At 64.4% G+C, this 19,915-nt stretch carries 21 protein-coding genes and 1 pseudogene; 7 read left to right on the plus strand and 15 right to left on the minus strand.

The annotated features are described in order from the left end of the window. Positions 1 to 82 precede the first annotated feature (82 nt). On the plus strand, positions 83 to 721 hold the full coding sequence (locus tag OWC48_RS38875) for an aspartate/glutamate racemase family protein (protein WP_282524736.1): 639 nt from the start codon (positions 83 to 85) through the stop codon (positions 719 to 721). Here OWC48_RS38875 and OWC48_RS38880 read toward each other — a convergent pair. Continuing rightward, a complete protein-coding gene (locus OWC48_RS38880; protein ID WP_282524737.1) occupies positions 718 to 1,365 on the minus strand; it encodes a TetR/AcrR family transcriptional regulator in 648 nt (215 codons plus the stop codon). The genes OWC48_RS38875 and OWC48_RS38880 overlap by 4 nt on opposite strands. Positions 1,366 to 1,517: 152 nt before the next feature. Here OWC48_RS38880 and OWC48_RS38885 point away from each other — a divergent pair, with 152 nt between their 5' ends. From OWC48_RS38885 to OWC48_RS38905, 5 genes are read left to right on the plus strand one after another with little or no spacing between them, the layout of a single operon-like run. Continuing rightward, positions 1,518 to 1,727, plus strand: coding sequence for a ferredoxin (locus tag OWC48_RS38885; protein WP_007607931.1), 210 nt, complete (start codon positions 1,518 to 1,520; stop codon positions 1,725 to 1,727). A 59-nt stretch (positions 1,728 to 1,786) separates the two neighbouring features. Then, positions 1,787 to 3,007 carry a cytochrome P450 gene (locus tag OWC48_RS38890; protein ID WP_282524738.1) on the plus strand — a complete coding sequence of 407 codons (1,221 nt, stop codon included), beginning with the start codon at positions 1,787 to 1,789 and terminating at the stop codon, positions 3,005 to 3,007. A 32-nt stretch (positions 3,008 to 3,039) separates the two neighbouring features. Beyond that, positions 3,040 to 4,362: an MFS transporter gene (locus OWC48_RS38895; protein WP_282524739.1), complete on the plus strand. Its 1,323-nt coding sequence runs from the start codon at positions 3,040 to 3,042 to the stop codon at positions 4,360 to 4,362. A gap of 3 nt (positions 4,363 to 4,365) precedes the next feature. Continuing rightward, positions 4,366 to 5,028, plus strand: coding sequence for a sulfite oxidase-like oxidoreductase (locus tag OWC48_RS38900; protein WP_282524740.1), 663 nt, complete (start codon positions 4,366 to 4,368; stop codon positions 5,026 to 5,028). A 25-nt stretch (positions 5,029 to 5,053) separates the two neighbouring features. Continuing rightward, positions 5,054 to 6,277, plus strand: a complete 1,224-nt coding sequence (locus OWC48_RS38905; RefSeq protein WP_282524741.1) for a bifunctional alpha/beta hydrolase/OsmC family protein — start codon at positions 5,054 to 5,056, stop codon at positions 6,275 to 6,277. Between the two features lie 97 nt (positions 6,278 to 6,374). Here the strand turns inward: OWC48_RS38905 and OWC48_RS38910 are convergent. After that, positions 6,375 to 6,932 (minus strand): annotated as a pseudogene (locus OWC48_RS38910) (GntR family transcriptional regulator); the annotation flags it as partial. A gap of 100 nt (positions 6,933 to 7,032) precedes the next feature. On the opposite strand from OWC48_RS38910, the gene OWC48_RS38915 reads away from it, so the two are divergent. Beyond that, positions 7,033 to 7,947, plus strand: a complete 915-nt coding sequence (locus OWC48_RS38915; protein ID WP_282524743.1) for a DMT family transporter — start codon at positions 7,033 to 7,035, stop codon at positions 7,945 to 7,947. Here OWC48_RS38915 and OWC48_RS38920 read toward each other — a convergent pair. From OWC48_RS38920 to OWC48_RS38980, 13 genes are all read right to left on the minus strand, one after another. Then, positions 7,926 to 8,981 carry a YeeE/YedE family protein gene (locus OWC48_RS38920; RefSeq protein WP_282524744.1) on the minus strand — a complete coding sequence of 352 codons (1,056 nt, stop codon included), beginning with the start codon at positions 8,979 to 8,981 and terminating at the stop codon, positions 7,926 to 7,928. The genes OWC48_RS38915 and OWC48_RS38920 overlap by 22 nt on opposite strands. A gap of 121 nt (positions 8,982 to 9,102) precedes the next feature. Then, positions 9,103 to 10,107 carry a zinc-binding alcohol dehydrogenase family protein gene (locus tag OWC48_RS38925; RefSeq protein ID WP_282524745.1) on the minus strand — a complete coding sequence of 335 codons (1,005 nt, stop codon included), beginning with the start codon at positions 10,105 to 10,107 and terminating at the stop codon, positions 9,103 to 9,105. 51 nt (positions 10,108 to 10,158) lie between these two features. After that, the gene (gene paaK / locus OWC48_RS38930) at positions 10,159 to 11,490 is read right to left on the minus strand and encodes a phenylacetate--CoA ligase PaaK (RefSeq protein WP_282524746.1); all 1,332 of its coding nucleotides are present in this window, start codon (positions 11,488 to 11,490) and stop codon (positions 10,159 to 10,161) included. A gap of 40 nt (positions 11,491 to 11,530) precedes the next feature. Beyond that, complete coding sequence (gene paaI / locus OWC48_RS38935; protein ID WP_282524747.1) at positions 11,531 to 11,980, minus strand: hydroxyphenylacetyl-CoA thioesterase PaaI; 450 nt, start codon at positions 11,978 to 11,980, stop codon at positions 11,531 to 11,533. 55 nt (positions 11,981 to 12,035) lie between these two features. Further along, entirely contained in the window at positions 12,036 to 13,118 is a 1,083-nt protein-coding gene (gene paaE, locus OWC48_RS38940; protein WP_282524748.1) for a 1,2-phenylacetyl-CoA epoxidase subunit PaaE, read from the minus strand. Positions 13,119 to 13,120: 2 nt separating this feature from the next. Further along, a complete protein-coding gene (gene paaD / locus OWC48_RS38945) occupies positions 13,121 to 13,624 on the minus strand; it encodes a 1,2-phenylacetyl-CoA epoxidase subunit PaaD (protein WP_282524749.1) in 504 nt (167 codons plus the stop codon). Then, complete coding sequence (gene paaC, locus OWC48_RS38950) at positions 13,618 to 14,394, minus strand: 1,2-phenylacetyl-CoA epoxidase subunit PaaC (protein WP_282524750.1); 777 nt, start codon at positions 14,392 to 14,394, stop codon at positions 13,618 to 13,620. The genes paaD and paaC overlap by 7 nt, the downstream gene beginning before the upstream one ends. Continuing rightward, a complete protein-coding gene (gene paaB / locus OWC48_RS38955) occupies positions 14,394 to 14,681 on the minus strand; it encodes a 1,2-phenylacetyl-CoA epoxidase subunit PaaB (protein ID WP_282524751.1) in 288 nt (95 codons plus the stop codon). Before paaB ends, paaC begins: the two co-directional genes overlap by 1 nt. Positions 14,682 to 14,692: 11 nt before the next feature. Beyond that, a complete protein-coding gene (paaA, locus tag OWC48_RS38960) occupies positions 14,693 to 15,685 on the minus strand; it encodes a 1,2-phenylacetyl-CoA epoxidase subunit PaaA (protein ID WP_282524752.1) in 993 nt (330 codons plus the stop codon). A gap of 76 nt (positions 15,686 to 15,761) precedes the next feature. Then, positions 15,762 to 16,628, minus strand: coding sequence for a phenylacetic acid degradation operon negative regulatory protein PaaX (gene paaX, locus OWC48_RS38965; RefSeq protein ID WP_282524753.1), 867 nt, complete (start codon positions 16,626 to 16,628; stop codon positions 15,762 to 15,764). 209 nt (positions 16,629 to 16,837) lie between these two features. Further along, positions 16,838 to 17,608, minus strand: a complete 771-nt coding sequence (locus tag OWC48_RS38970) for a triacylglycerol lipase (RefSeq protein WP_282524754.1) — start codon at positions 17,606 to 17,608, stop codon at positions 16,838 to 16,840. 201 nt (positions 17,609 to 17,809) lie between these two features. Further along, positions 17,810 to 19,096: a DUF445 domain-containing protein gene (locus OWC48_RS38975; protein ID WP_282524755.1), complete on the minus strand. Its 1,287-nt coding sequence runs from the start codon at positions 19,094 to 19,096 to the stop codon at positions 17,810 to 17,812. 162 nt (positions 19,097 to 19,258) lie between these two features. Continuing rightward, a complete protein-coding gene (locus OWC48_RS38980; RefSeq protein WP_282524756.1) occupies positions 19,259 to 19,714 on the minus strand; it encodes a phasin in 456 nt (151 codons plus the stop codon). Positions 19,715 to 19,915 lie beyond the last annotated feature (201 nt).

Genomic DNA, 19,915 nt, shown 5'->3' on the forward strand with positions numbered 1-19,915 from the left:
CCCGCTTTCACCTTTGGTACGGATAGAGCCCCTCACCCCGACCCTCTCCCCGTAAGAACGGGGCGAGGGAGAAGAGACACCGATGCGCATCGCCCTGATCCACGCCCTCAAGCATTCCATCGCCCCGATCGAGGCCGCGTTCGCGAAGGCGTGGCCGGAGGCGCGGCTGATGAACCTGCTCGACGACAGCCTGTCGGCGGATCTGGCCTGCGACGGCGTGCTCAACGATGCCATGACCGAGCGCTTCCTCGCGCTCGGCGACTATGCGGTAGCCACTGGAGCGAACGGAATCCTGTTCACCTGCTCGGCCTTCGGCCCCTGCATCGAGGCCGTCGCGCGCGCACATGCGACGATGCCCGTGCTGAAGCCGAACGAGGCGATGATCGAGCAGGCCGTGAACATGGGCAAGCGGATTGGCCTGCTCTCGACCTTCCCGCCGACACTGGCCTCGATGCCACCGGAGTTTCCGGCCTCGGCCCAGGTCGTGCCGAAACTCGCCGAGGGCGCGCTGGCGGCGCTCGATCGCGGCGATCGTGCCATGCACGACAGGGTGATCGTCGAGGCTTCAAAGGACTTGCGCGATTGTGACGTCATTGCGCTCGCGCAATTCAGCATCGCCGCAACCGCGCCGCTGGTCGCCGAAGCCACCGGCCGCCCGGTCGTGACGACCCCGGACAGCGCGGTCGACAAGCTGATGAGGCTGCTGAAAGCGAAGGCCTAGGCGCCGGACTTTTTCCGACGTCGCGCATCCTTGATCGCAGCAGCGAGCGCGGCCTTCGTTTCGTTCACAAAGTCCTCGACCAGTTCCTCGCGCGTGGCATGCGCGGCCTCGCCGGTGAAGAGGCCCTGTTCGGCCAGCATCACCACGCCATGCAACGCCGCCCAGATCTTGAGCGCTTGCCGCTCGCGCAAAAAGCCGACCGCCGGCGCCTCGAGGGCTTCGATCACCAGCGCGAACGTCTCGCGCGTGGCATCGTGCAGCTCGCTGCCCTTTGCCGCGCATGACACGGTGCGGGAGGCGAACATCAGGCGATAGATGCCGTTGCGGCGCAGACCGAAATCGAGCATCGCCTGCGCCAGCCGCGACAGTTTCGATTGCTTCGACGGCTTCGCCATCGCCTCGCGCAGAAGTGCACTGAGCTGCCGGAACGCCTCCGCCGTCACCGCCGTTAGCAGCGCATCACGGTCGGCAAAATGCCGATACGGCGCCGGCTGCGAGACGCCGAGCTGTTTGGCAAGCGCCTTGATGCTGATCGCCTCGGCGCCGCCCTGCTCCGCCTCGCGCAGCGCGGCCTTGATCAAGGCGTCACGGAGATCGCCATGGTGGTAGGTATTCTCCGGCTTACGGACGAGTTGTGAACGCATGTTACGTCAAGCCTATAAGTTTGCGCTTGACAGGGGAAGCCCGCCGCGAATGTAATAGGATATAACTTAAAGCGGCGGCAAATGCCGCCGATAAAACTCACATGAGGAACGCGCGGCCTTCGGGTCCCGCGCACACGACCGAGGAAGCCGCCATGACAGAGCGACTGAGGGTTCACGTCGATCCCGACAAATGCCAGGGCCACGCACGCTGCAAGGCGCTTGCACCGGAGCTGTTCGAGCTCGACGAATACGGCAACGCCCATGAGGCCGGGGACGGCACCGTGCCGCCCGGCCTCGAAGACAAGGCCTGGCTCGCCAAATCCAACTGCCCGGAAATTGCGATCGATGTGATCGAGGAGTAGCGCGGCTCCTGCCCGCTTGCGTGCTTTCAGCGAACACGAGCCCCAAAGGGATTTCCCGTATGTCCGACGTCAGCCAGCCCGCCGCCCATCCCCCCGTGACCGACTGGGTCCATGATTTCGACCACACCGATCCGCAATGGACGGACGATCCCTTCCCGATCTGGGAGGAGCTGCGTGCCGCGAGCCCGGTCGTGCACACCGACCGTTTTCTCGGCTGCTACATGCCGACGACCTACGAGGCCGTGCGCGAGATCGCCAACGACACCGAGCATTTCTCCTCGCGCCGCATCATCGTCCGTGACGTCCGGCCGGAGATTTCCAGGAACGCGGCGCCGCCGATCACCTCCGATCCGCCCGTGCACAAGCCGGCCAAGCAATTGCTGCTGCCGCCGTTCACGCCGGATGCGATGAAGAAGCTCGAGCCCCGCATGCGCGCGATCTGCAACGAGCTGATCGACGGCTTCATCGCCGACGGCCAGGTGGATGCCGCGGCGCGCTACAGCAAATACATCCCTGTGCGCGCGATCGCCCACATGCTCGGCATTCCCGAGTCTGACAGCGATCTCTTCATCAACTGGATCCATATGATCCTGGAGCTCGGCATCAAGGACGAGAATATGCTGCTCCAGGCCGTGCACGAGATGAGCGACTATTTCAGGACCCATATCGAGGAGCGCAGATCGAAGCCGACCGGCGATCTGATTTCCTATCTGATGAATGCCAAGGACAAGGAAGGCCAGCCGCTGGAAGAGTCCCATGTGCTGGGTTCGCTGCGGCTGCTCCTGATCGCCGGCATCGACACCACCTGGAGTGCGATCGGCTCCTCGCTCTGGCATCTCGCCCGTACGCCGGCCGACCGCGAACGGCTGATCGCCGAGCCCGGGCTGATCCCGACCGCCGTGGAGGAGCTGCTGCGGGCTTATTCGCCGGTGACCATGGCCCGCGAGGTGGTCAAGGAGACCACGATCTCGGGCTGCCCGGTCAAGGCGGGCAACATGGTGCTGCTGTCGTTCCCGGCCGCCAACCGCGACCCCAAGATGTTTCCGGACGCTGACAAAGTCGTGATCGACCGCCGCGAGAACCGCCATGCCGCCTTCGGCCTCGGCGTCCACCGCTGCGTCGGTTCCAACCTTGCACGCATGGAGATGCAGATTGCGCTGGAGGAATGGCTGAAGCGGATCCCCGACTTCGCTCTCGATCCGGCAGGCACGGTGACCTGGTCACAGGGCACGGTGAGAGGCCCCCGCCAGTTGCCATTTCTGCTCGGAAAGGCGATGTAGGCCTTTCCAAGACCAAAGGAGAGAGGCCGGACGTGACAGAGCAAGCAACCCTACCGGCCTCTGACCACATCGACATCGCCGACGCCGAACGGCGGATCAAGATGATCCTCATCGGCTCGATCGGCAACCTCGTCGAATGGTACGATTTCTACGCCTATACGGCGTTCGCGCTCTATTTCGCTCCGGCCTTCTTCCCTGGCAGTGACCCCGTCGTCCAGCAATTGAACGTCGCCGTGGTGTTCGCGGCGACCTTCCTGATGCGCCCGCTGGGCGGCTGGTTGTTCGGCTATATCGCCGACCATTTCGGGCGCCGGATCTCGCTGACGCTGTCGGTCGTCTTCATGTGCTTCGGCTCGCTGATCATCGCGCTGACGCCGACCTATGCCACGATCGGCTTCGCCGCACCTGTGATCCTGGCACTCGCCCGCGTGATCGAGGGCCTGAGCCTCGGCGGCGAATATGGTGCCAGCGCCACTTACCTGAGCGAGGTCGCCGATCCCAAGCATCGCGGTTTCTATTCGAGCTTTCAATACGTCACCCTCATCGGCGGCCAGCTCACCGCGATCATCGTGCTGCTGCTCCTGCAAAAGGTCTTCCTCACGCCGGAGGAGCTGAAGGCCTGGGGCTGGCGCATCCCGTTTGCGATCGGCGCGGCGCTGGCGATCTTTGCCGCGGTGATGCGGCGCAATCTGCAGGAGACCGAGGCCTTCGAGGAGGCCAAGAAGATGGTGAAGCCGACCGGCTCGCTGGCCAATCTGCTACGCTACCCGCGCGAATTGCTACTGGTGGTCGGCCTCACGGCCGGCGGCACCGCGGCGTTCTACACCTTCACCACCTACATGCAGACCTTCGTCAAGCTCTCGGTCGGGCTGACCGAGGACCAGACCACTTTCGTGATCTTCGGCACGCTGATCTTCGCAACCATCCTCCAGCCCATCTACGGCGCGATCTCCGACAAGATCGGGCGCAAGCCGTTGCTGATCTTCTTCGGTGTCGCCGGTACGCTCGCGACCGTGCCGCTGCTGATGACGCTGAAGGAGACCAAGTCGCCTTTCATGGCCTTCATCCTGATCTGCTGCGCCTGGCTGTTCGTCGCCGGTTACACCTCGATCAACGCCGTAGTGAAGGCCGAGCTGTTCCCGACCAATGTCCGCGCCCTCGGCGTCGGCCTGCCCTACGCCATCACGGTCTCGATCTTCGGCGGCACGGCGCCGGCGATAGCGCTCTATTTCAAGAGCATCGGGCACGAGGAGTGGTTCTACTACTATCTCGCCGGCGTCATCTGCCTGTCGCTGATCATCTATTCCACCATGCGTGACACCAAGCACGCCTCCGCGATGCATCGCCACGAGTAGCTCATGGCCGACGACAACGAGCCGCCCGACAGCAAGCTGACGCGCACCAAGGAGAAATGGGCGCGCGAAGGCCGCTTCCTCACCGGCCGCGTTACGCGACCGGAGGATCAGCGGCTGCCGCCGGGCCAGCATCTCACCAAGGACTGGCCGGTGCTCGATCTCGGAGTCGTGCCGCCGGTTTCGCGTGAGCGCTGGCGGCTCGACGTTTACGGTGCGATCGAGACCCCTGTGTTCTGGACCTTTGCCGAATTCGCGGCGCAGAAGCAGGCGCAGATCACCTCCGACATTCACTGCGTGACCACCTGGTCGCGCTACGACAATGAGTGGGAAGGCCTCGCCACGCGCGAGCTGCTTGCGGCTTGCCAGCCGCGCGAGGACGCCCGCTTCGTGGTCCTGCATTCCCATGACGGCTACACCACCAACCTCACGCTGGAAGACTTTGCCGCCGAGGACGCGCTGCTCGCCCACAGCTGGTCGGGTCAGCCGCTGACCGAAGAGCACGGCGGCCCGGTACGGCTCGTCGTGCCGCATCTGTATTTCTGGAAGAGCGCCAAATGGCTTCAGGCCATCGAATTCCTGACCAAGGACGCGCCGGGCTTCTGGGAAGTCCGCGGCTATCATAGCCGCGGCGATCCCTGGGCCGAGCAGCGTTATTCAGCCGATTAGGTTCAAGCAAGGACGGGGGAAGCCCATGCCGACCGAACGCTTTCAATTCACCGGCGAAGGTGGCCATCAACTAGCCGCCGCGCTGGAGCTGCCCGATAGCGAGCCCGCAGCCTACGCGCTGTTCGCGCACTGCTTCACCTGTGGCAAGGACACGCTGGCAGCAAAACGCATCTCGGTCGCGCTTGCAGCCAAAGGCATCGCGGTGCTGCGCTTCGACTTCACCGGACTCGGCTCCAGTGAGGGCGATTTTGCCAATTCGACGTTCTCCTCCAACGTCGCCGATCTCGTGCGCGCGGCCGATCATCTGCGCAAGGTCCGCACGGCGCCGTCGATCCTGATCGGCCACAGCCTCGGCGGTGCCGCGATCCTCGCCGCCGCCGGAAGGATTCCGGAAGCCAAGGCTGTCGTGACCATCGCGGCGCCGTCCGATCCCGCTCACGTCACCGGTCTGTTCAGCGAGCAACTCGACAGCATCCGCGCGCAGGGTGAGGTCGAGGTCTCGCTTGCGGGGCGCCCGTTCCGCATCAAGCGCGAATTCCTCGACGATATCGCCGAGCACGAACTGATGAAGGACATCACCGGCCTGCACAAGGCCCTGCTGGTGATGCAATCACCTGTCGACGATACCGTCGGGATCGACAATGCGACGAAGATCTTCGTTGCGGCCAGGCATCCCAAGAGCTTCGTCTCGCTCGACCACGCCGATCATCTCCTGACCAAGCCGGCCGACGCGCTCTACGCGGCCGACGTGATCGCGGCCTGGGCCAGCCGCTACATCGACATCGCAGAGCCTGCGAAGGCCACGGATGTCGCTGAGGAGCCGCGCAGGGTCGTGGTGCAGGAGACCCGTAAGAGCAAATTCAACCAGACCATTACGGTCGGGCCGCATCATCTAGTGGCGGACGAGCCGATTGCGGCCGGCGGCGAGGATGCCGGCCCCGGCCCCTATGACTTCCTGCTGGCCGGCCTTGGTGCCTGCACCTCCATGACCATGCGCCTCTATGCCGATCGCAAATCGCTGCCGCTCGATCGCGTCACGGTCACGCTGAAGCACTCCAAGATCTACGCCAAGGACTGCGCGGAGTGCGAGACGCGCGATGGCATGCTCGACCAGATCGAGCGCGACATCGCGATCGACGGCGCGCTCGATGCGGAGCAGCGCAGGAAGCTGATGGAGATCGCCGACAAGTGTCCGGTGCACCGGACGCTGACCTCGGAGATACGCATCGTGACGAAGGCCGTGGACTAGCGCGTTATTGTTTAAGCATGATCTTTTCGGAAAACCGCTTCACACTTTTCCGGATCATGCTCTAGAAGCACGACGCCATCGTCCGCACCGCCGTGCTGATCTGGTCTGCGGTGGCGCGGACGCCCCTGCTGGCGGCCAGATAATGCGCCAGCGCCTGGCGCAGACGCGTCCGGTTGACCGGTCCAAGCTCGCGCTTGGCTGCGCGCACCGCGCTGCGGCGCAGGCAGCGGGCCCACACTTCGTGCGGAAACTCCCGCGCATCTCCATGCCCCGGACGCAGGGGTTTTAGCGGCGCCTGATAGGACATCGGCCAGTCGGTCTGCTTGAGCTTCGACGCCCAGGGCGAGAGCCGCGGCTTACCAGAGCGGACGCTCGGTGCGACGGCGCCCGTCCCTTCGTTACGGCCGCCGTCGACCGTGACCATGGGACGACGACCGTGCGACGCCTCCAGATATCCCTCGGCGGCGAGCTGCTCGAAAGCATAAGTGACGGTGTTGCGCGAGACGCCGAGATCGCCCGCAAGCCGGCGGCTCGACGGCAGCGCACGGCCTTTGCCGAGTCGACCGGTCGCGATCAGGTCTCGCAGCTGGCTCGTCAGTTGCGCCGTCAACCCCTCGTCGTCGGTCCGCTTCAACTCGATCAGGGCGGAGATCACACCTTCCGAAACTGGCACCTTGTTCCTTTCCAATCTGGCACTTTTTCAGGTGCCAATCCGGATGCTATGCGCCGGACTGGACTGCTTCAAGGATTTTGCGATGAACTCCCTCTCCTCCCGCGCGGCCGTCGGCCTGTTCCTCATCGTTGTGCTGGCCTGGGGCGTGAACTGGTCGGTGACGAAGCAACTCGTCCAGTTCCTTCCGCCACTATGGACTTCGGCAATCAGGAGCTGGATCGCGCTGGCCGGATTGTTCGTGATCCTCGGGCTGAGCAACAATCTGGTGATCCCGGAGCGGCGCGACATTCCCGTGATCCTGAGCGTCGCGCTGCTGCACATGACGGTGTTCTCGGTTCTGGTTGCGGCCGGTGTGCGCTTCCTGCCCGCGAGCAAGGCCATCGTGCTCGGCTACACCACGCCGCTCTGGGTCGCGATCGCCGCGCCCTTACTGGGGAAGGATACGCTGACGGCGCCCAAGCTCGCCGGCGCCTTGCTCGGGCTGATCGGCCTTGCCGTGATCCTGAACCCCACGTCGATCGATTGGACCAATACCAACGTCCTGCTGGGGGCCGGCATGGTCATCCTGGCCGCGATGTCCTGGGCCGCGAACATCATCTATATGAGCGCGCATCGCTGGATTGCATCGCCGCTCCAGCTCCTGATCTGGCAGGTGCTCGTGGCAACCGTTGTGTTGACCGGATCGGCGGTGGTCACGGATGGCCTGCCGCACGCGGAATGGTCGTGGAAGCTCGTGCTGCTGTTCCTGTATTCGGGGCTGATCGGAACGGCGCTGGCCTATTGGGCGATGTCAATGGTCAACAAGAGCATCTCGGCCCTGACAACGTCGCTCGGCACCACCGGGACCCCGCTCGTTGGCATCGCCAGCGCGGCGATCCTGCTGGGTGAGCCGATCGACATGAGCCTTGCTGTCGCGGCCGGACTGATCGTCACCGGCATCGGTCTTGCGACGCTGGGCGACCAGCTGCTGCGCGGTCAGGCCACCGCGAGCGGCTGAACCCGCAGTGCACCGCGCAGGCCGGCCGTCGTGCCGAGCAGCATGCCGGCGACCGCAACGAAGGAGCCCAGAGCGAGCGTCGACACGCCCGTGAGCCCCTGCCCGATCGAGCAGCCGAACGCCATCACACCGCCGATCCCCATCAGCGCCGCGCCGCCGGCCGAGCGCAGCATGTGGCGCGGCGAGGAATAACCTTCGAGGTGAAAGCGGCCCGCAGCGAGCGCGGTGACAAGGCTGCCGGCGAGAACACCGGCCACGGTGGCGATGCCGAAGTTGAGCGTCAGGCCGGTCGAGAGCATGGCGTATTGCAGGCTATCTGCGATCGGCGCGATGAAGGTGAGTGAGGTCACCGGGACGGGATTGAAATCGTCGGCGCCGAGATAGCCGGTGACGAACCAGCCGCAGGCGACCAGAAGGCCGACGACGACGCCGGCCGCAATCTGGCCGGGCGAACGCCGGAATGCCGGGTGTGCGAACGCAAACAGGATCAGCGCAACGACGATTAGGGCAGCGCCCAGCGCGCGCGAGACCGCTTCACCGGGACCGAGCGTCGCCAACAGTGACGGCAGCGAATTGGCGTTGACGGTCGTTTGCGAGGCCTGGACCAGGGCTATGCGGGCCGGCGCGATCAGGCCCTTGAGTGTCATCTGCGCGGCGATGGCGAGCACGATCACGACGACGAAGGAGCGGAGATTGCCGCGGCCGAGCATCACCAGCGCCCGCGAGCCACAGCCGTTCGACAGCACCATGCCGTAGCCGAACAACAGGCCGCCGAGGAACAGCACCGGCACCGAGAAGGATTGTTGCAGATAGATCGACTTGCCGAGATCGACCATGCCGCTACCGGCAAGGAACTGGCTCGCAGCAACCGCAACAGCAATCGCCATCGCAAAGGTCCGCACCAGCCGCCCGTCTCCCTCGGCCAGCCAACCGCGTATGCTGCTCATCAGGCAGAACCCGCTGAGGAGCCCGACGGCGCCATAGATGAGCCCGATGACGAGGCCGGCGAGGATGACGAGTTGGGTGGAATCCATTTTTGGTTCTCAGGTCTCTCGCCATTCTCCGTCATTGCGAGGAGCGAAGCGACGAAGCAATCCAGACTGTCTCCGCGGATACATTTCTGGATTGCTTCGCTGCGCTCGCAATGACGGTGTGTTAAGGCTTCAGGATCACGCGATCCCGCGACGAACCGGCGACCGCGACATAGGCCTCCTTGGCGCGCTCCAGCGGATAGACGGCATTCGGCTTGATCGGGAACGGCTTCAGGTGCCCGCTCGCAAAGCCGGGGCCGAGGTCGCGCAGCACCGCGCCGGTTGCGGCCGAGGACAGCCCGAGCGTGTCGATGCCGACATAGGTGTGTTGCCCGCGGTAGAATTCGAGAATGTTGAACTGCACGATGCGGTCGATCGCGGCGATCAGGATCTGGCGGCCGCGCAATCCGAGCGACTTGTGCGCGGCCTGGAAATAGGGATCGCCGACCGTGTTGAAGACGATGTCGGCCCCCTTGCCGCCGGTCACTTCGCGCACACGCGTGGCGACATCGGTCGCCGAGGAGTCAATCACCTCGATCGGTGCGTTGGCATGGCCCTCATAGGCTTCCGCCTTGCGCACTACGCCGATGACGCGCGCGCCCTGCCAGGTCGCGATCTGGACCGCGGCCTGACCGACCTTGCCGTTGACGCCGAACACCAGCACGGTTTCGCCGGGCTTTGGAACGCCGGCGCGGCGAAAGCCTTCCATCGCGGTGACGAAGGGCACACCGATGCCGGCAGCCTCCTCCCAGGACACCGTCTTCGGCTTCTCCACCACGGCGTCCGCTTCGACGACGAGATGGCTGGCGTGGGTGCCGTCGCGGCGGATGCCGAGATCGCCGGAGGAGCCGAACACCTCGCGGCCGATCGTATCGGCCGGCCCGTCGATCACCACACCGGCATAATCGCGGCCGGGCGTGCGGGGGAAGACCGCATAGGGCATCAGCCCGGTCGCAGCCTTCACATCGGAGGGGTTGACGGCGGCGGCCCTTATCTCGATCAGGAGATCTTTCGGACCGCGCGTGAGCATATGACGCTCGATCAGCGGCGCGATCGCCGCAGCATTATCGGCCTTGGCATTGAAGCGGACGCAGCGCGCTTCGACGGTTTTGCGATCGGCGGATGACATCGAAAGACCCACGATTTCTCGCGGGCCTTGTCGCCTTTGGGACCGGCCAAGTCAATCCTTCGGCCGCTTGTCGTAGAGGCGCTTGGCCTTGCCCAGCGAGCGCTCCAGCGTGGCCGGCGCGACCACGCGCACCTGGGAACTGATGCCGATGGTGTTCTTGATGTGGGTCGAGATGCGGTCGGCGTGATCGACGAGACCCCTTCCGTCCCAGCTTTCCGGCCGCGCCTCGGCAATGATGGTCAGCTCGTCCATGCGGCCTTCGCGGGTGAGTTCAAGAATGAAATGCCCGCCGCACCAATCAGTCGCGAGCAATACCTCCTCGATCTGGGTCGGGAACAGATTGACGCCGCGCAGGATGATCATGTCGTCCGAACGGCCCGTCACCTTCTCCATGCGCCGCATGCCCGGCCGCGCCGTGCCCGGCAGCAGCCGCGTCAGGTCACGGGTACGATAACGGATCACCGGGAAGGCTTCCTTGGTGAGCGAGGTGAAGACCAGTTCACCCTTCGCGCCGTCCGGCAGCACCGCGCCAGTCTCCGGGTCGATCACCTCGGGATAAAAATGGTCCTCCCAAATGTGCAGGCCGTCCTTGGTCTCGATGCATTCCTGCGCGACGCCGGGGCCGATCACCTCCGAGAGGCCATAGATGTCGGTCGCGTCCATGTCGAAGGCGTCCTCGATCTCGCCGCGCATCGCATTGGTCCAGGGCTCGGCGCCGAAGATGCCGACCTTGAGCGAGCATTGGCGCGGGTCGAGCTTCTGACGCTTGAACTCGTCGAGGATCGCCAGCATGTAGCTCGGCGTCACCGTGATGATGTCAGGCCGGAAGTCGTTGATGAGCTGCACCTGCCGCTCGGTCATGCCGCCGGAGATCGGCACCACGGTGCAACCAAGTTTCTCGGCGCCATAGTGCACGCCCAATCCGCCGGTAAACAGGCCGTAGCCATAGGCGTTGTGAATGATCATGCCGGTGCGGCCGCCGGCGGCGCGAATCGAGCGCGCCATGACCTCCGACCAGGTGTCGATGTCGCGTTGCGTATAGCCCACCACGATCGGCTTGCCTGTGGTGCCGGAGGACGCATGCACGCGCACCAGCTTTTCACGCGGCACGGCGAACATGTTGAAGGGATAATTGTCGCGCAGATCCGTCTTCACCGTGAACGGGAATTTCGCGAGATCGGAGAGTTCGCGAAAGTCGGACGGATGCACGCCGGCCTTCTCGAAGGCCTGGCGGTAATGTGCGACGTTGTCGTAGGCGTGCTTCAGCGACCAGGCCAGCCGCTGCGTTTGCAGCGCCATGATCTCGTCACGTGACGCGCGCTCATGCGCGTCCATCTCGGCACGATAGGCGCTGCCACCTTCCTTGAGCCTCGTCAGAGCCATCCTCGTTTCCCTACATTGGTTGGTTCTTTTTATTGGACTCTTACTGTTCTTGCGTCGGCAGCCACGTGCCGGGAATGACGCGCGAATGCCCCCGGAATTCCGCGATGACGGTGTCGCCCGCTGTCACGCGCACGTCGTAGATGCCTGAGCGTCCGCCACGGCTGACCTCGCGCGCTTTTGCAACGAGGCGGTCACCAAGCCTGCCCGGCTTGATGAAGGTGATCTGGCCCTGTGCCGCCACGACACGTTCATTGTGCGAATTGCAGGCAAAGGCGAAGGCGGAATCGGCCAGCGTGAAGATGAAGCCGCCATGGGCGATGCGCTGGCCGTTGACCATGTCCGGCCGCACATTCATCGCCAGCGTCGCGAAGCCCGGACCGATCTCGACGATCTCCATGCCGAGACCCTTGGAGGCATCGTCCTCCGCCCACATGGCGTCGGCACAGGCGCGGGCAATATCCTCGGGCGACAGGTTGGCTTTGACGTTCACGCGCTTCTCCCGGCCAAATGTTTGGCCACAATGCTCTGCTGCCCGGCCATAACTGTCAAACGTGATCGTAATCGACCACGACCCGCTCCGACGATGGCTTCGCCTGGCAGGTCAGGACGAAGCCGGCCTTCAACTCCCAGGGCTCCAGCGAATAGTTGATGTCCATCGGCGCCTCGCCCTCGACCAGCTTGGCGCGGCAGGTCGAGCACATGCCGCCCTTGCAGGCGAAGGGCAGATCGACGCCGGCGCGCAGCGCGGCATCGAGGATCGCTTCGTCCTCGGCAACCGGCACGTCGCGACGCTTGCCGTCGATGATCAGGGAGGCGATCGCCTTCGGCGGCGCGTCGGGCGCAACGATCTTCTTCGGTCGCGGCTTGCCGCCGAATTCGGAGACGAAGCGCTCTACGTGGATGCGCTCGTCCGCGATACCGAGATCGCGGCAGGTCGCCTCGATCTCCTCGCTCATGCCAAGGGGGCCACAGATGAAGACATGATCGACACTCGCGGCAGGTACCAGGGAGCGCAGCAGCACCCGCACCTTGTCGCCGTCCAGCCGGCCATGCAGGATCGGGATGTCCTGCTCCTCGCCGGAGATGACGTGGAAGATCGAGAGGCGATCGATGAAGCGATCCTTGAGCTCCTCGAGCGCCTCCAGGAACATGATGTTGTCGGTCGCACGATTGCCGTAGAACAGGAAGAAGCGGCTGCCCGGCTCCCGCGCGAGCACGCCCTTGACGATCGACAGGATCGGCGTGATGCCGGAGCCTGCGGCAAAGCCGACATGGATGCGTCCACTATCCGCCGGCGGGATCACGCCGAAGCGTCCGGTCGGCGTCATGACGTCGAGTTCGTCGCCGCATTTGAGTTCATCCGCCGCCCAGCTCGAAAATGCTCCGCCGTCAATCTTCTTCACGGCAATGCGGATCTCGCCATCGTCAGGACCCGAGCAGATCGAATAGGAGCGCCGGACTTCCTCGCCATCCAGCATGGTGCGGAGCGTAAGGTACTGGCCGGGCGCGAAAGCGTAATCGCCCGCGAGTTCGCCGGGGACCGCAAAGGTCATCGACACGGCGTCGGCCGCCTCGCGGCGGAGGTCGTTGACGGTCAGGCGATGAAAGCGCGGTGCGGCTGCGGACATGATCAATGACACTTGAAATAATCGAAGGGTTCGCGGCAGGCCTTGCAGCGCCACAGCGCCTTGCAGGAGGTCGAGCCGAATTCGGACAGCAGCTCGGTCTTGTCAGAGCCGCATTGCGGGCACGCGACGGCTTGCTCGCCGAACAGCGCGCGGCGCGAGCTCGACGCTTGCGGTGGCGCGATGCCGTAGGCGTGCAGCTTGCGGCGCCCCTCCTCGCTCATCCAGTCGGTGGTCCAGGCCGGCGACAGCACGGTGCGGACCTTCGGACGATGGAAGCCGGCGCGCTCCAGCGCGACCTCGATTTCGAGCGCGATCATGTTCATGGCCGGACAGCCCGAGTAGGTCGGGGTGATCGCGACCTCGACATGATCGCCGTCGAGCACGACATCACGGAGCACGCCGAGATCGGCGATGGTCAGCACCGGGATTTCGGGGTCAACGACGCTCGAAGCGGCATCCCAGGCGCGCCGGCGCAGCTCACTGTCGCGTTCAAGCACCGTCACCATGTCTGCCCCGGGAAGGTGCGCTGCATCGATTGCAGCTCGGACAGGAGATGGCCCAGATGCTCGCTGTGCCGGCCGGACCGGCCGCCCTGCTGCATCCAGTCGTTTTGCGGCAGCGTGAGTGTTGCTTCGCTGATGACATCCGAGAGCGTCGTCAGCCAGCGACCGCGCAAGCTGCCGGGATCAATCGCGATACCGGCATGGATCAGGGCACGTTCTCCGTCATCGACGGCGAACATCTCACCGGTGAAGGCCCATAGGTGATCGATCGCGGCCTGCACCCTGGCGTGACTCTCACCGGTGCCGTCGCCGAGCCGAATGATCCATTCCGAGGCGTGGCGCAAATGATAAGCGCTCTCCTTCTCGGACTTGGCGGCAATGGCCGCAAGCGTCGGATCACGCGAGGCCATCATCGCCCGCCAATAAAGGTCGGCGAAGGCGGAATAGAAGAACTGCCGCACCAGGGTCTGGGCAAAGTCGCCATTCGGCTGCTCGACCAGCAGAAGGTTGCGGTACTGCCTGACGTCGCGCAAATAGGCGAGCTTGTCCTCGTCGTTGTCCTTGCCTTCGGCCTTGGCGGCGTAAGTGTAGAGCTCACGCGCCTGGCCGATGAGGTCGAGCGCGATGTTGGAGAGCGCCATGTCCTCTTCCAGCATCGGCGCATGCCCACACCATTCCGACAGGCGATGACCGAGAATCAGCGCATCGTCGGCGCGGCGCAGCGCGTAGAGCACCAGCGGCGTTTCCGCGACCTGGATGTTGGCCACAAGCATCACATGTGCCCCACTTCCTCGGGCACCTCATAGAAGGTCGGATGCCGGTAGATCTTTGTTTCCGCCGGCTCGAACATCATGCCCTTCTCGGCGGGATCGCTTGCGGTGATCGCGGTGGACGGCACGACCCAGATCGACAGGCCCTCACCGCGGCGGGTGTAGATGTCGCGCGCGGCCTGCAGCGCCATGGTGGCGTCGTTCGCATGCAGAGAGCCGACATGCTTGTGCGCGAGCCCGTTGCGGCTGCGAATGAAGACTTCCCACAGCGGCGTGTTCGGCGTGGCCATTTTTGATCTCCCTATTCCGCGGCTTGTGCGGTCTGACGCTGCGCGCGCTTTGCGGCATAGCTAGCTGCCGCCTCGCGCACCCAGGCGCCCTCATCGTGCGACCTGCGGCGCGCGGCAAGCCGATCGCGGTTGCAGGGGCCGTTGCCGGCGAGCACCTGCTTGAATTCGGTCCAGTCGATCTCGCTGTAGCGCCAGTGCCCTTCGGCATCCTGCGTCATGCCGGGATCGGGGATGGCAAGGCCGAGATATTGCGCCTGGGGCACGGTGGCATCGACGAACTTCTGGCGCAGCTCGTCATTGGAGAAGCGCTTGATCTTCCACTTGGTCGACGTGTCGCTGTGCTGGCTCGTCGCATCGGGCGGACCGAACATCATCAGCACCGGCCACCACCAGCGGTTCAGCGCATCCTGCGCCATCGCCTTCTGCTCATCCGAGCCGCGGCACAGCGTCAGCATGATCTCGTAGCCCTGGCGCTGGTGGAAGGACTCCTCCTTGCAGACGCGGATCATCGCGCGTGCATAAGGGCCGTAGGAGCAGCGACACAGCGGGATCTGGTTCATGATCGCGGCGCCGTCGACCAGCCAGCCGATGGTACCGATGTCGGCCCAGGTCAGCGTCGGATAGTTGAAGATCGAGGAATATTTGGCCTTGCCGGCAAGCATGGCGTCGACCAGCTCCTCGCGCGACGTGCCGAGCGTCTCGGCGGCGGCGTAGAGATAGAGCCCGTGGCCGCATTCGTCCTGCACCTTGGCCAGCAGCGCCGCCTTGCGGCGCAGGGTCGGCGCGCGCGTGATCCAGTTGCCTTCGGGCAGCATGCCGACGATTTCGGAATGGGCGTGCTGGGAGATCTGGCGGGTGAGCGTCTTGCGATAGGCCGCCGGCATCCAGTCGTTCGGCTCGATGCGCTCCTCCGCATCGATGCGGGCCTGGAACTGCGCAGCTCTTCCTGCTTCCTCAAGACCGCGATCGTCGGTCTCGGCCGTGTTCAGCGCCTGGGTATACATGCGCATCCTCCCGTTTTATTGGGAGGCAATATATAACAAGAATTACATCATGCAAGATATTTCTGTAACATGTAAATCAGGCCTCGAATCTCCGCTCCAGGAGCTTTCGAGCCGGCGGCAGCGGCCCCTTCTCATTGGTTCCATGGCTATCAAGCCATTGTTCCGACGGCGCAAGCAGCGCGCGATAGACCTCGCCGCAGAGTTCACGTGCGGCCCTGCCGGGCCAATCGCCCGGCAGCAGGCTCTCGGGCAGCAGCGGATCGCGCAACACGACGCGGCGGTAATAGTGGATCAGCAGGATGCGCGCGGTGAAGGCATCGGCCTCGGACAGATCCGCACCGCGCGCGATAGCGGCACGGAGCGGCTCGAACGTCTTCATGAATTTCAGATAGGCGTCGGCGGTGCGGTCCAGCGGCCAGCTCGCGCTGAGCAGACGGCGGCCGCTGTCATCCTCCGCCGAGACTTCGAGGCGGATCGCTCCGGCAGCCTCGTCCGGCACCGGCACGCCTGATGGCGCGACCCACACGCCGGGCAGCGGACTGCCGAAGCCGGCGTTGCGCAGCGCCTCGCGCGAGACGTCGCGATCCTCGCCGTTGCCGATCAGGAGCAGCTCGAAGCGCCCGGTCCAGTCCGGCGATGGCGGATCGTAGATGTGGCGCGTGGCGGCCTCGAAGGTCTGACTTCCCTTGTCGGCCAGGCGATAAAAACTGTTACGGCCAACCTTTTCGCGCATCAGCCAGCCATCGGCAGCAAGGCGCGACATCGCAGTGCGCACCACGCCGGCATCGATGTCCAGCCTCTCGAAGAACTCCAACAGCGTGCCGAGCCACACCGAACCTCCGCGCGGCACGATGGCGTCGCCAAACACGGTGATGACGATGGAGCCCGTGCGTGACGGCTCACGCTTGAGCTGGTCGATGATGCGGGACAATGGATGCGCCATCCGCGAGGCATAGCGCGTTTGATGCGGGCGCGACAATGGACGGGGGCGACGCTTCCTCTTCTCCTTCTCCCCGCTTGCGGGGAGAAGGTCGGGATGAGGGGGAGCCTCCGCGCATTCGGTGAGAGTTGGACTCGTGGAGACTCCCCCTCACCCGGAATTTGCTCTTCGCAAATTCCGGCCTCTCCCCGCAGGCGGGGAGAGGCGAAGCATCACCGATGCGGATCGGGATAGACCATGCTGCGCCAGCCGCTGCGGTTGAACGGCTGCCACTGGCCTTCCTTCTGCGCGAGGCGGTCGGCGACCGCGTAGACGGCGGCGGGATGATGGCCCATGCCGCAATGGCTGCTCTCGACCTCGATGCTCTCGGTCTGCGCGCCCGTCTGCTCCATACAGCCCTGCCAGGCGCAGACGCCGTCGGTGCGGCTGAAGATGGCGGTGGTCGGCACCGGCGGCGGGACGGCGAGCTCGCCGCCGAACTGCGGATCGACCTCGTCGGACTTCCGCCCGCTCGCCCATTCATAGACGCGCCAGGCATTGGTCGAACGGGGATCGCCCGCGAAGGGGCTGCCGAGCGTGATCACCTGGCGCACGCGCGCCGGCATCATCTTGGCGAGCTGGCGCGCATAAAGGCCGCCGAGGCTCCAGCCGACCAGGCTGATCTTGCGGCCATGCTTGTCGCTGAGCTCGTGCACGAGATCGACCATCGCATGCTGCACGCCCTCGCGCAGGCCGTAGTTGCGGCCCTGGCGCCAGCCGCTTGCCGCATAGCCCTTGCTGGTCAGGAACGAGCGCAGCGCGCGCGTCGACGCGTCGGAGGCCACGAGGCCCGGGAACACCAGCACCGGATGCCCATCGCCGCGGGGCGAGAGGCTCAGCAGCGGCAGCGCGCCGAGGAACGCGCCGAACTCGTGGATCGCGCGCCCTTCCAGGAACATCAGGGTACGGGACGGCGGACGCAGAGTCTGGGCAGTAGCGGTCATCAATGGTCCCCTGGGAAGAATTGCTGAAAAGGCTACCGGTTGCGATGCCGGCAAATGGGTACAAATTCCAACAGTCCGGCTTCTTGAACGTTCCGCAACGCAGCATGAATCAGCTAGGCGGCCGGTTCCGGACATTCAAGCGGGTGAAGCCCAAGGCGACAATAGGCTCGCGCGTGAATGCCAGCGTCCGTGACGCAAAAGTCACAACCATCGAAGCAGGAATTCTACGGAGTAGAGCGCAAGACCTGCGAGCCCGCCGATCAGCGAACCGTTGAAGCGGATGTATTGCAGGTCGCGGCCGATATTGATTTCAATCAGCGAAATCAGCTGCGCCATATCCCACGCCTTGACCTGGTCGGAAATGAAGGTCGAGACGCCGCTTTTCTGATCCGCAACGAAGCTGCGCAGCACCGCCACCAGACCCTTGTTGATCTCGCCGCGGAGCTCGGCATCGCCGGCGAGCGCCTCGCCCGCGGAGACGAACATGCCGGCGAGATGATGCTGCAGCACCTGGGTCTCGCCGCTCGCACTGCGCTCGATGAACGAACGCGTGTTGGTCCAGACGGTGCGGGCGAGATCGGCAAGCTCCGGCCGCGCCAGCAGGTCGCGCTTCAAGCTGTCGATACGATCGATATAGGCTTGGTCGGTGCCGAGCCGGTCGACGAAGCTCAGCACCATACGATCGAACTCGCCGCGGAACGGATGCTTGGGATCACTGCGCACCTCGTTGAAGAATGCGGTGGCGGAGGCCACGATCTTGTTCACCAGAAATTTGTCGGCGCGATAGAGATTGAGCAGGGTCGGCAACTCCGCGCGCACCTTCTCGCGGATCATCGCCATCGTCTCTTTCTGGTTCAGCGTCTCGTGCATCACGCGCAGGAGATCATCGAACAGGATCTGATGCCGCCCTTCCGCGACGAAGCCGCGCAGCGTACCGGCCGCGAGCGGCGCAAGGTCGATCGCCTGCAGCTGCGAGGACATGCGGCGAATGATGAAGGTCATCAGACCTGAGCTTTCCGTCGCGGAGACGGCCTCCGGCAGCAGGCGCAACGCGAAACGCGCGAGATCATCGCTGCGCTTGCGGTCGCGCAGCCAATCGGCGACGAAAGAGCCGAAATCGATCTCCCTCAGCTTGGCCTCGACCGGGCCGGCCTCGAGGAAATGCACCTGGATGAACTCGCCGAGCTTGTCGGCGATGCGGGCCTGATTGCTCTGGATGATCGCGGTGTGCGGGATCGGCAGGCCGAGCGGCCGCTTGAACAGCGCGACCACCGCGTACCAGTCGGCAAGCCCGCCGATGGTCGCAGCTTCCGCGAAGGCCGCGATGAAGCCGAACACGGGATGCACTGGCAGAAGCCATTTCGCGACGACGAACAGGGCAAGCGTCGAGGCCAGCACCAGCGTCGCCAGTGCTTTCACGCGGCGAAGCTCCGCCGCGCGTTCGGCGTCACCAGGGCTGTCGAATGAGAAAGTGGCGGGCGGGGTCATCACTGCATCACCCTACTCGTCATTGCGAGTGAAGCGAAGCAATCCAGAGTCTTTCCACCGAGACGGGCTGGATTGCTTCGCTTCACTCGCAATGACGGCAGCGCAAAAACAAAGGCCCGCCGAAGCGGGCCTCAAATTTCAGTTTGTACTCAGGATGCCGTATCAGGCGGTCTTGGTGTAGACCTTGGAAAAATTGTCCTGAGCGGACTTCGCACCGTTGGCGGCGAGCTTGCCGACATAGTCGGCGGTCGCCTTGGCGCGCGAGACGAAGACTTCGCCGCGGGCGCGGAGCAGGCTCGACTGGATCTCGACGGCTTCGCTGATCGACTTGGCGGACGCGAGCTTGTCGATGCCCGAGAAGAACGCCTCGGCGTCCTCGTAGATCGCCTGCTGGATGTTGCGGCTGATCTTGCCGGCCTCGGTGACGGACTCGGTCACCGCGTTCTCGACGGCGGCGGTCACGCGCTCGGAGCCAGCGAACACCTCGGCAGCACGGTCCTTGGCGGTGTTGGCAGACTTCTTGACGAACTCGCGGGCGGCCTCGGGAACTTCCAGGTTCTGGATGTTCTTGAAAGCGTCCTTGAAGCCTTCGAAGGCAGTGTTGGTTTCGGTGGTCATGGGGTTCTCTCCATCCTCATTGGGTTGAGCTATGGGCTCACCCCGTCCTCATTGGCCCGGGGCACGGCTTATATGACATAATTAATGGTGCGATGCAATATTCGTATTGCACTGCGATATCACGAAATCGTGAACAGCCTTAATGGGAGGCAATCTGGCGCCTCCCTGGCCAGACGGGTTCCCGGAAAACGCACCGGCGGC

Origin of the sequence: Bradyrhizobium sp. Arg816 (assembly GCF_029989365.1) — a bacterium.
Classification (GTDB): Bacteria; Pseudomonadota; Alphaproteobacteria; order Rhizobiales; family Xanthobacteraceae; genus Bradyrhizobium.

Coding starts and splice junctions, on each gene's coding strand:
- OWC48_RS38875 (WP_282524736.1), top strand. CDS start 83: ATGCGCATCGCCCTGATCCACGCCCTCAAGCATTCCATCGCCCCGATC.
- OWC48_RS38880 (WP_282524737.1), bottom strand. CDS start 1,365: ATGCGTTCACAACTCGTCCGTAAGCCGGAGAATACCTACCACCATGGC.
- OWC48_RS38885 (WP_007607931.1), top strand. CDS start 1,518: ATGACAGAGCGACTGAGGGTTCACGTCGATCCCGACAAATGCCAGGGC.
- OWC48_RS38890 (WP_282524738.1), top strand. CDS start 1,787: ATGTCCGACGTCAGCCAGCCCGCCGCCCATCCCCCCGTGACCGACTGG.
- OWC48_RS38900 (WP_282524740.1), top strand. CDS start 4,366: ATGGCCGACGACAACGAGCCGCCCGACAGCAAGCTGACGCGCACCAAG.
- OWC48_RS38905 (WP_282524741.1), top strand. CDS start 5,054: ATGCCGACCGAACGCTTTCAATTCACCGGCGAAGGTGGCCATCAACTA.
- OWC48_RS38915 (WP_282524743.1), top strand. CDS start 7,033: ATGAACTCCCTCTCCTCCCGCGCGGCCGTCGGCCTGTTCCTCATCGTT.
- OWC48_RS38920 (WP_282524744.1), bottom strand. CDS start 8,981: ATGGATTCCACCCAACTCGTCATCCTCGCCGGCCTCGTCATCGGGCTC.
- OWC48_RS38925 (WP_282524745.1), bottom strand. CDS start 10,107: ATGTCATCCGCCGATCGCAAAACCGTCGAAGCGCGCTGCGTCCGCTTC.
- paaK (WP_282524746.1), bottom strand. CDS start 11,490: ATGGCTCTGACGAGGCTCAAGGAAGGTGGCAGCGCCTATCGTGCCGAG.
- paaE (WP_282524748.1), bottom strand. CDS start 13,118: ATGTCCGCAGCCGCACCGCGCTTTCATCGCCTGACCGTCAACGACCTC.
- paaD (WP_282524749.1), bottom strand. CDS start 13,624: ATGGTGACGGTGCTTGAACGCGACAGTGAGCTGCGCCGGCGCGCCTGG.
- paaC (WP_282524750.1), bottom strand. CDS start 14,394: ATGCTTGTGGCCAACATCCAGGTCGCGGAAACGCCGCTGGTGCTCTAC.
- paaB (WP_282524751.1), bottom strand. CDS start 14,681: ATGGCCACGCCGAACACGCCGCTGTGGGAAGTCTTCATTCGCAGCCGC.
- paaA (WP_282524752.1), bottom strand. CDS start 15,685: ATGTATACCCAGGCGCTGAACACGGCCGAGACCGACGATCGCGGTCTT.
- paaX (WP_282524753.1), bottom strand. CDS start 16,628: ATGGCGCATCCATTGTCCCGCATCATCGACCAGCTCAAGCGTGAGCCG.
- OWC48_RS38970 (WP_282524754.1), bottom strand. CDS start 17,608: ATGACCGCTACTGCCCAGACTCTGCGTCCGCCGTCCCGTACCCTGATG.
- OWC48_RS38975 (WP_282524755.1), bottom strand. CDS start 19,096: ATGACCCCGCCCGCCACTTTCTCATTCGACAGCCCTGGTGACGCCGAA.
- OWC48_RS38980 (WP_282524756.1), bottom strand. CDS start 19,714: ATGACCACCGAAACCAACACTGCCTTCGAAGGCTTCAAGGACGCTTTC.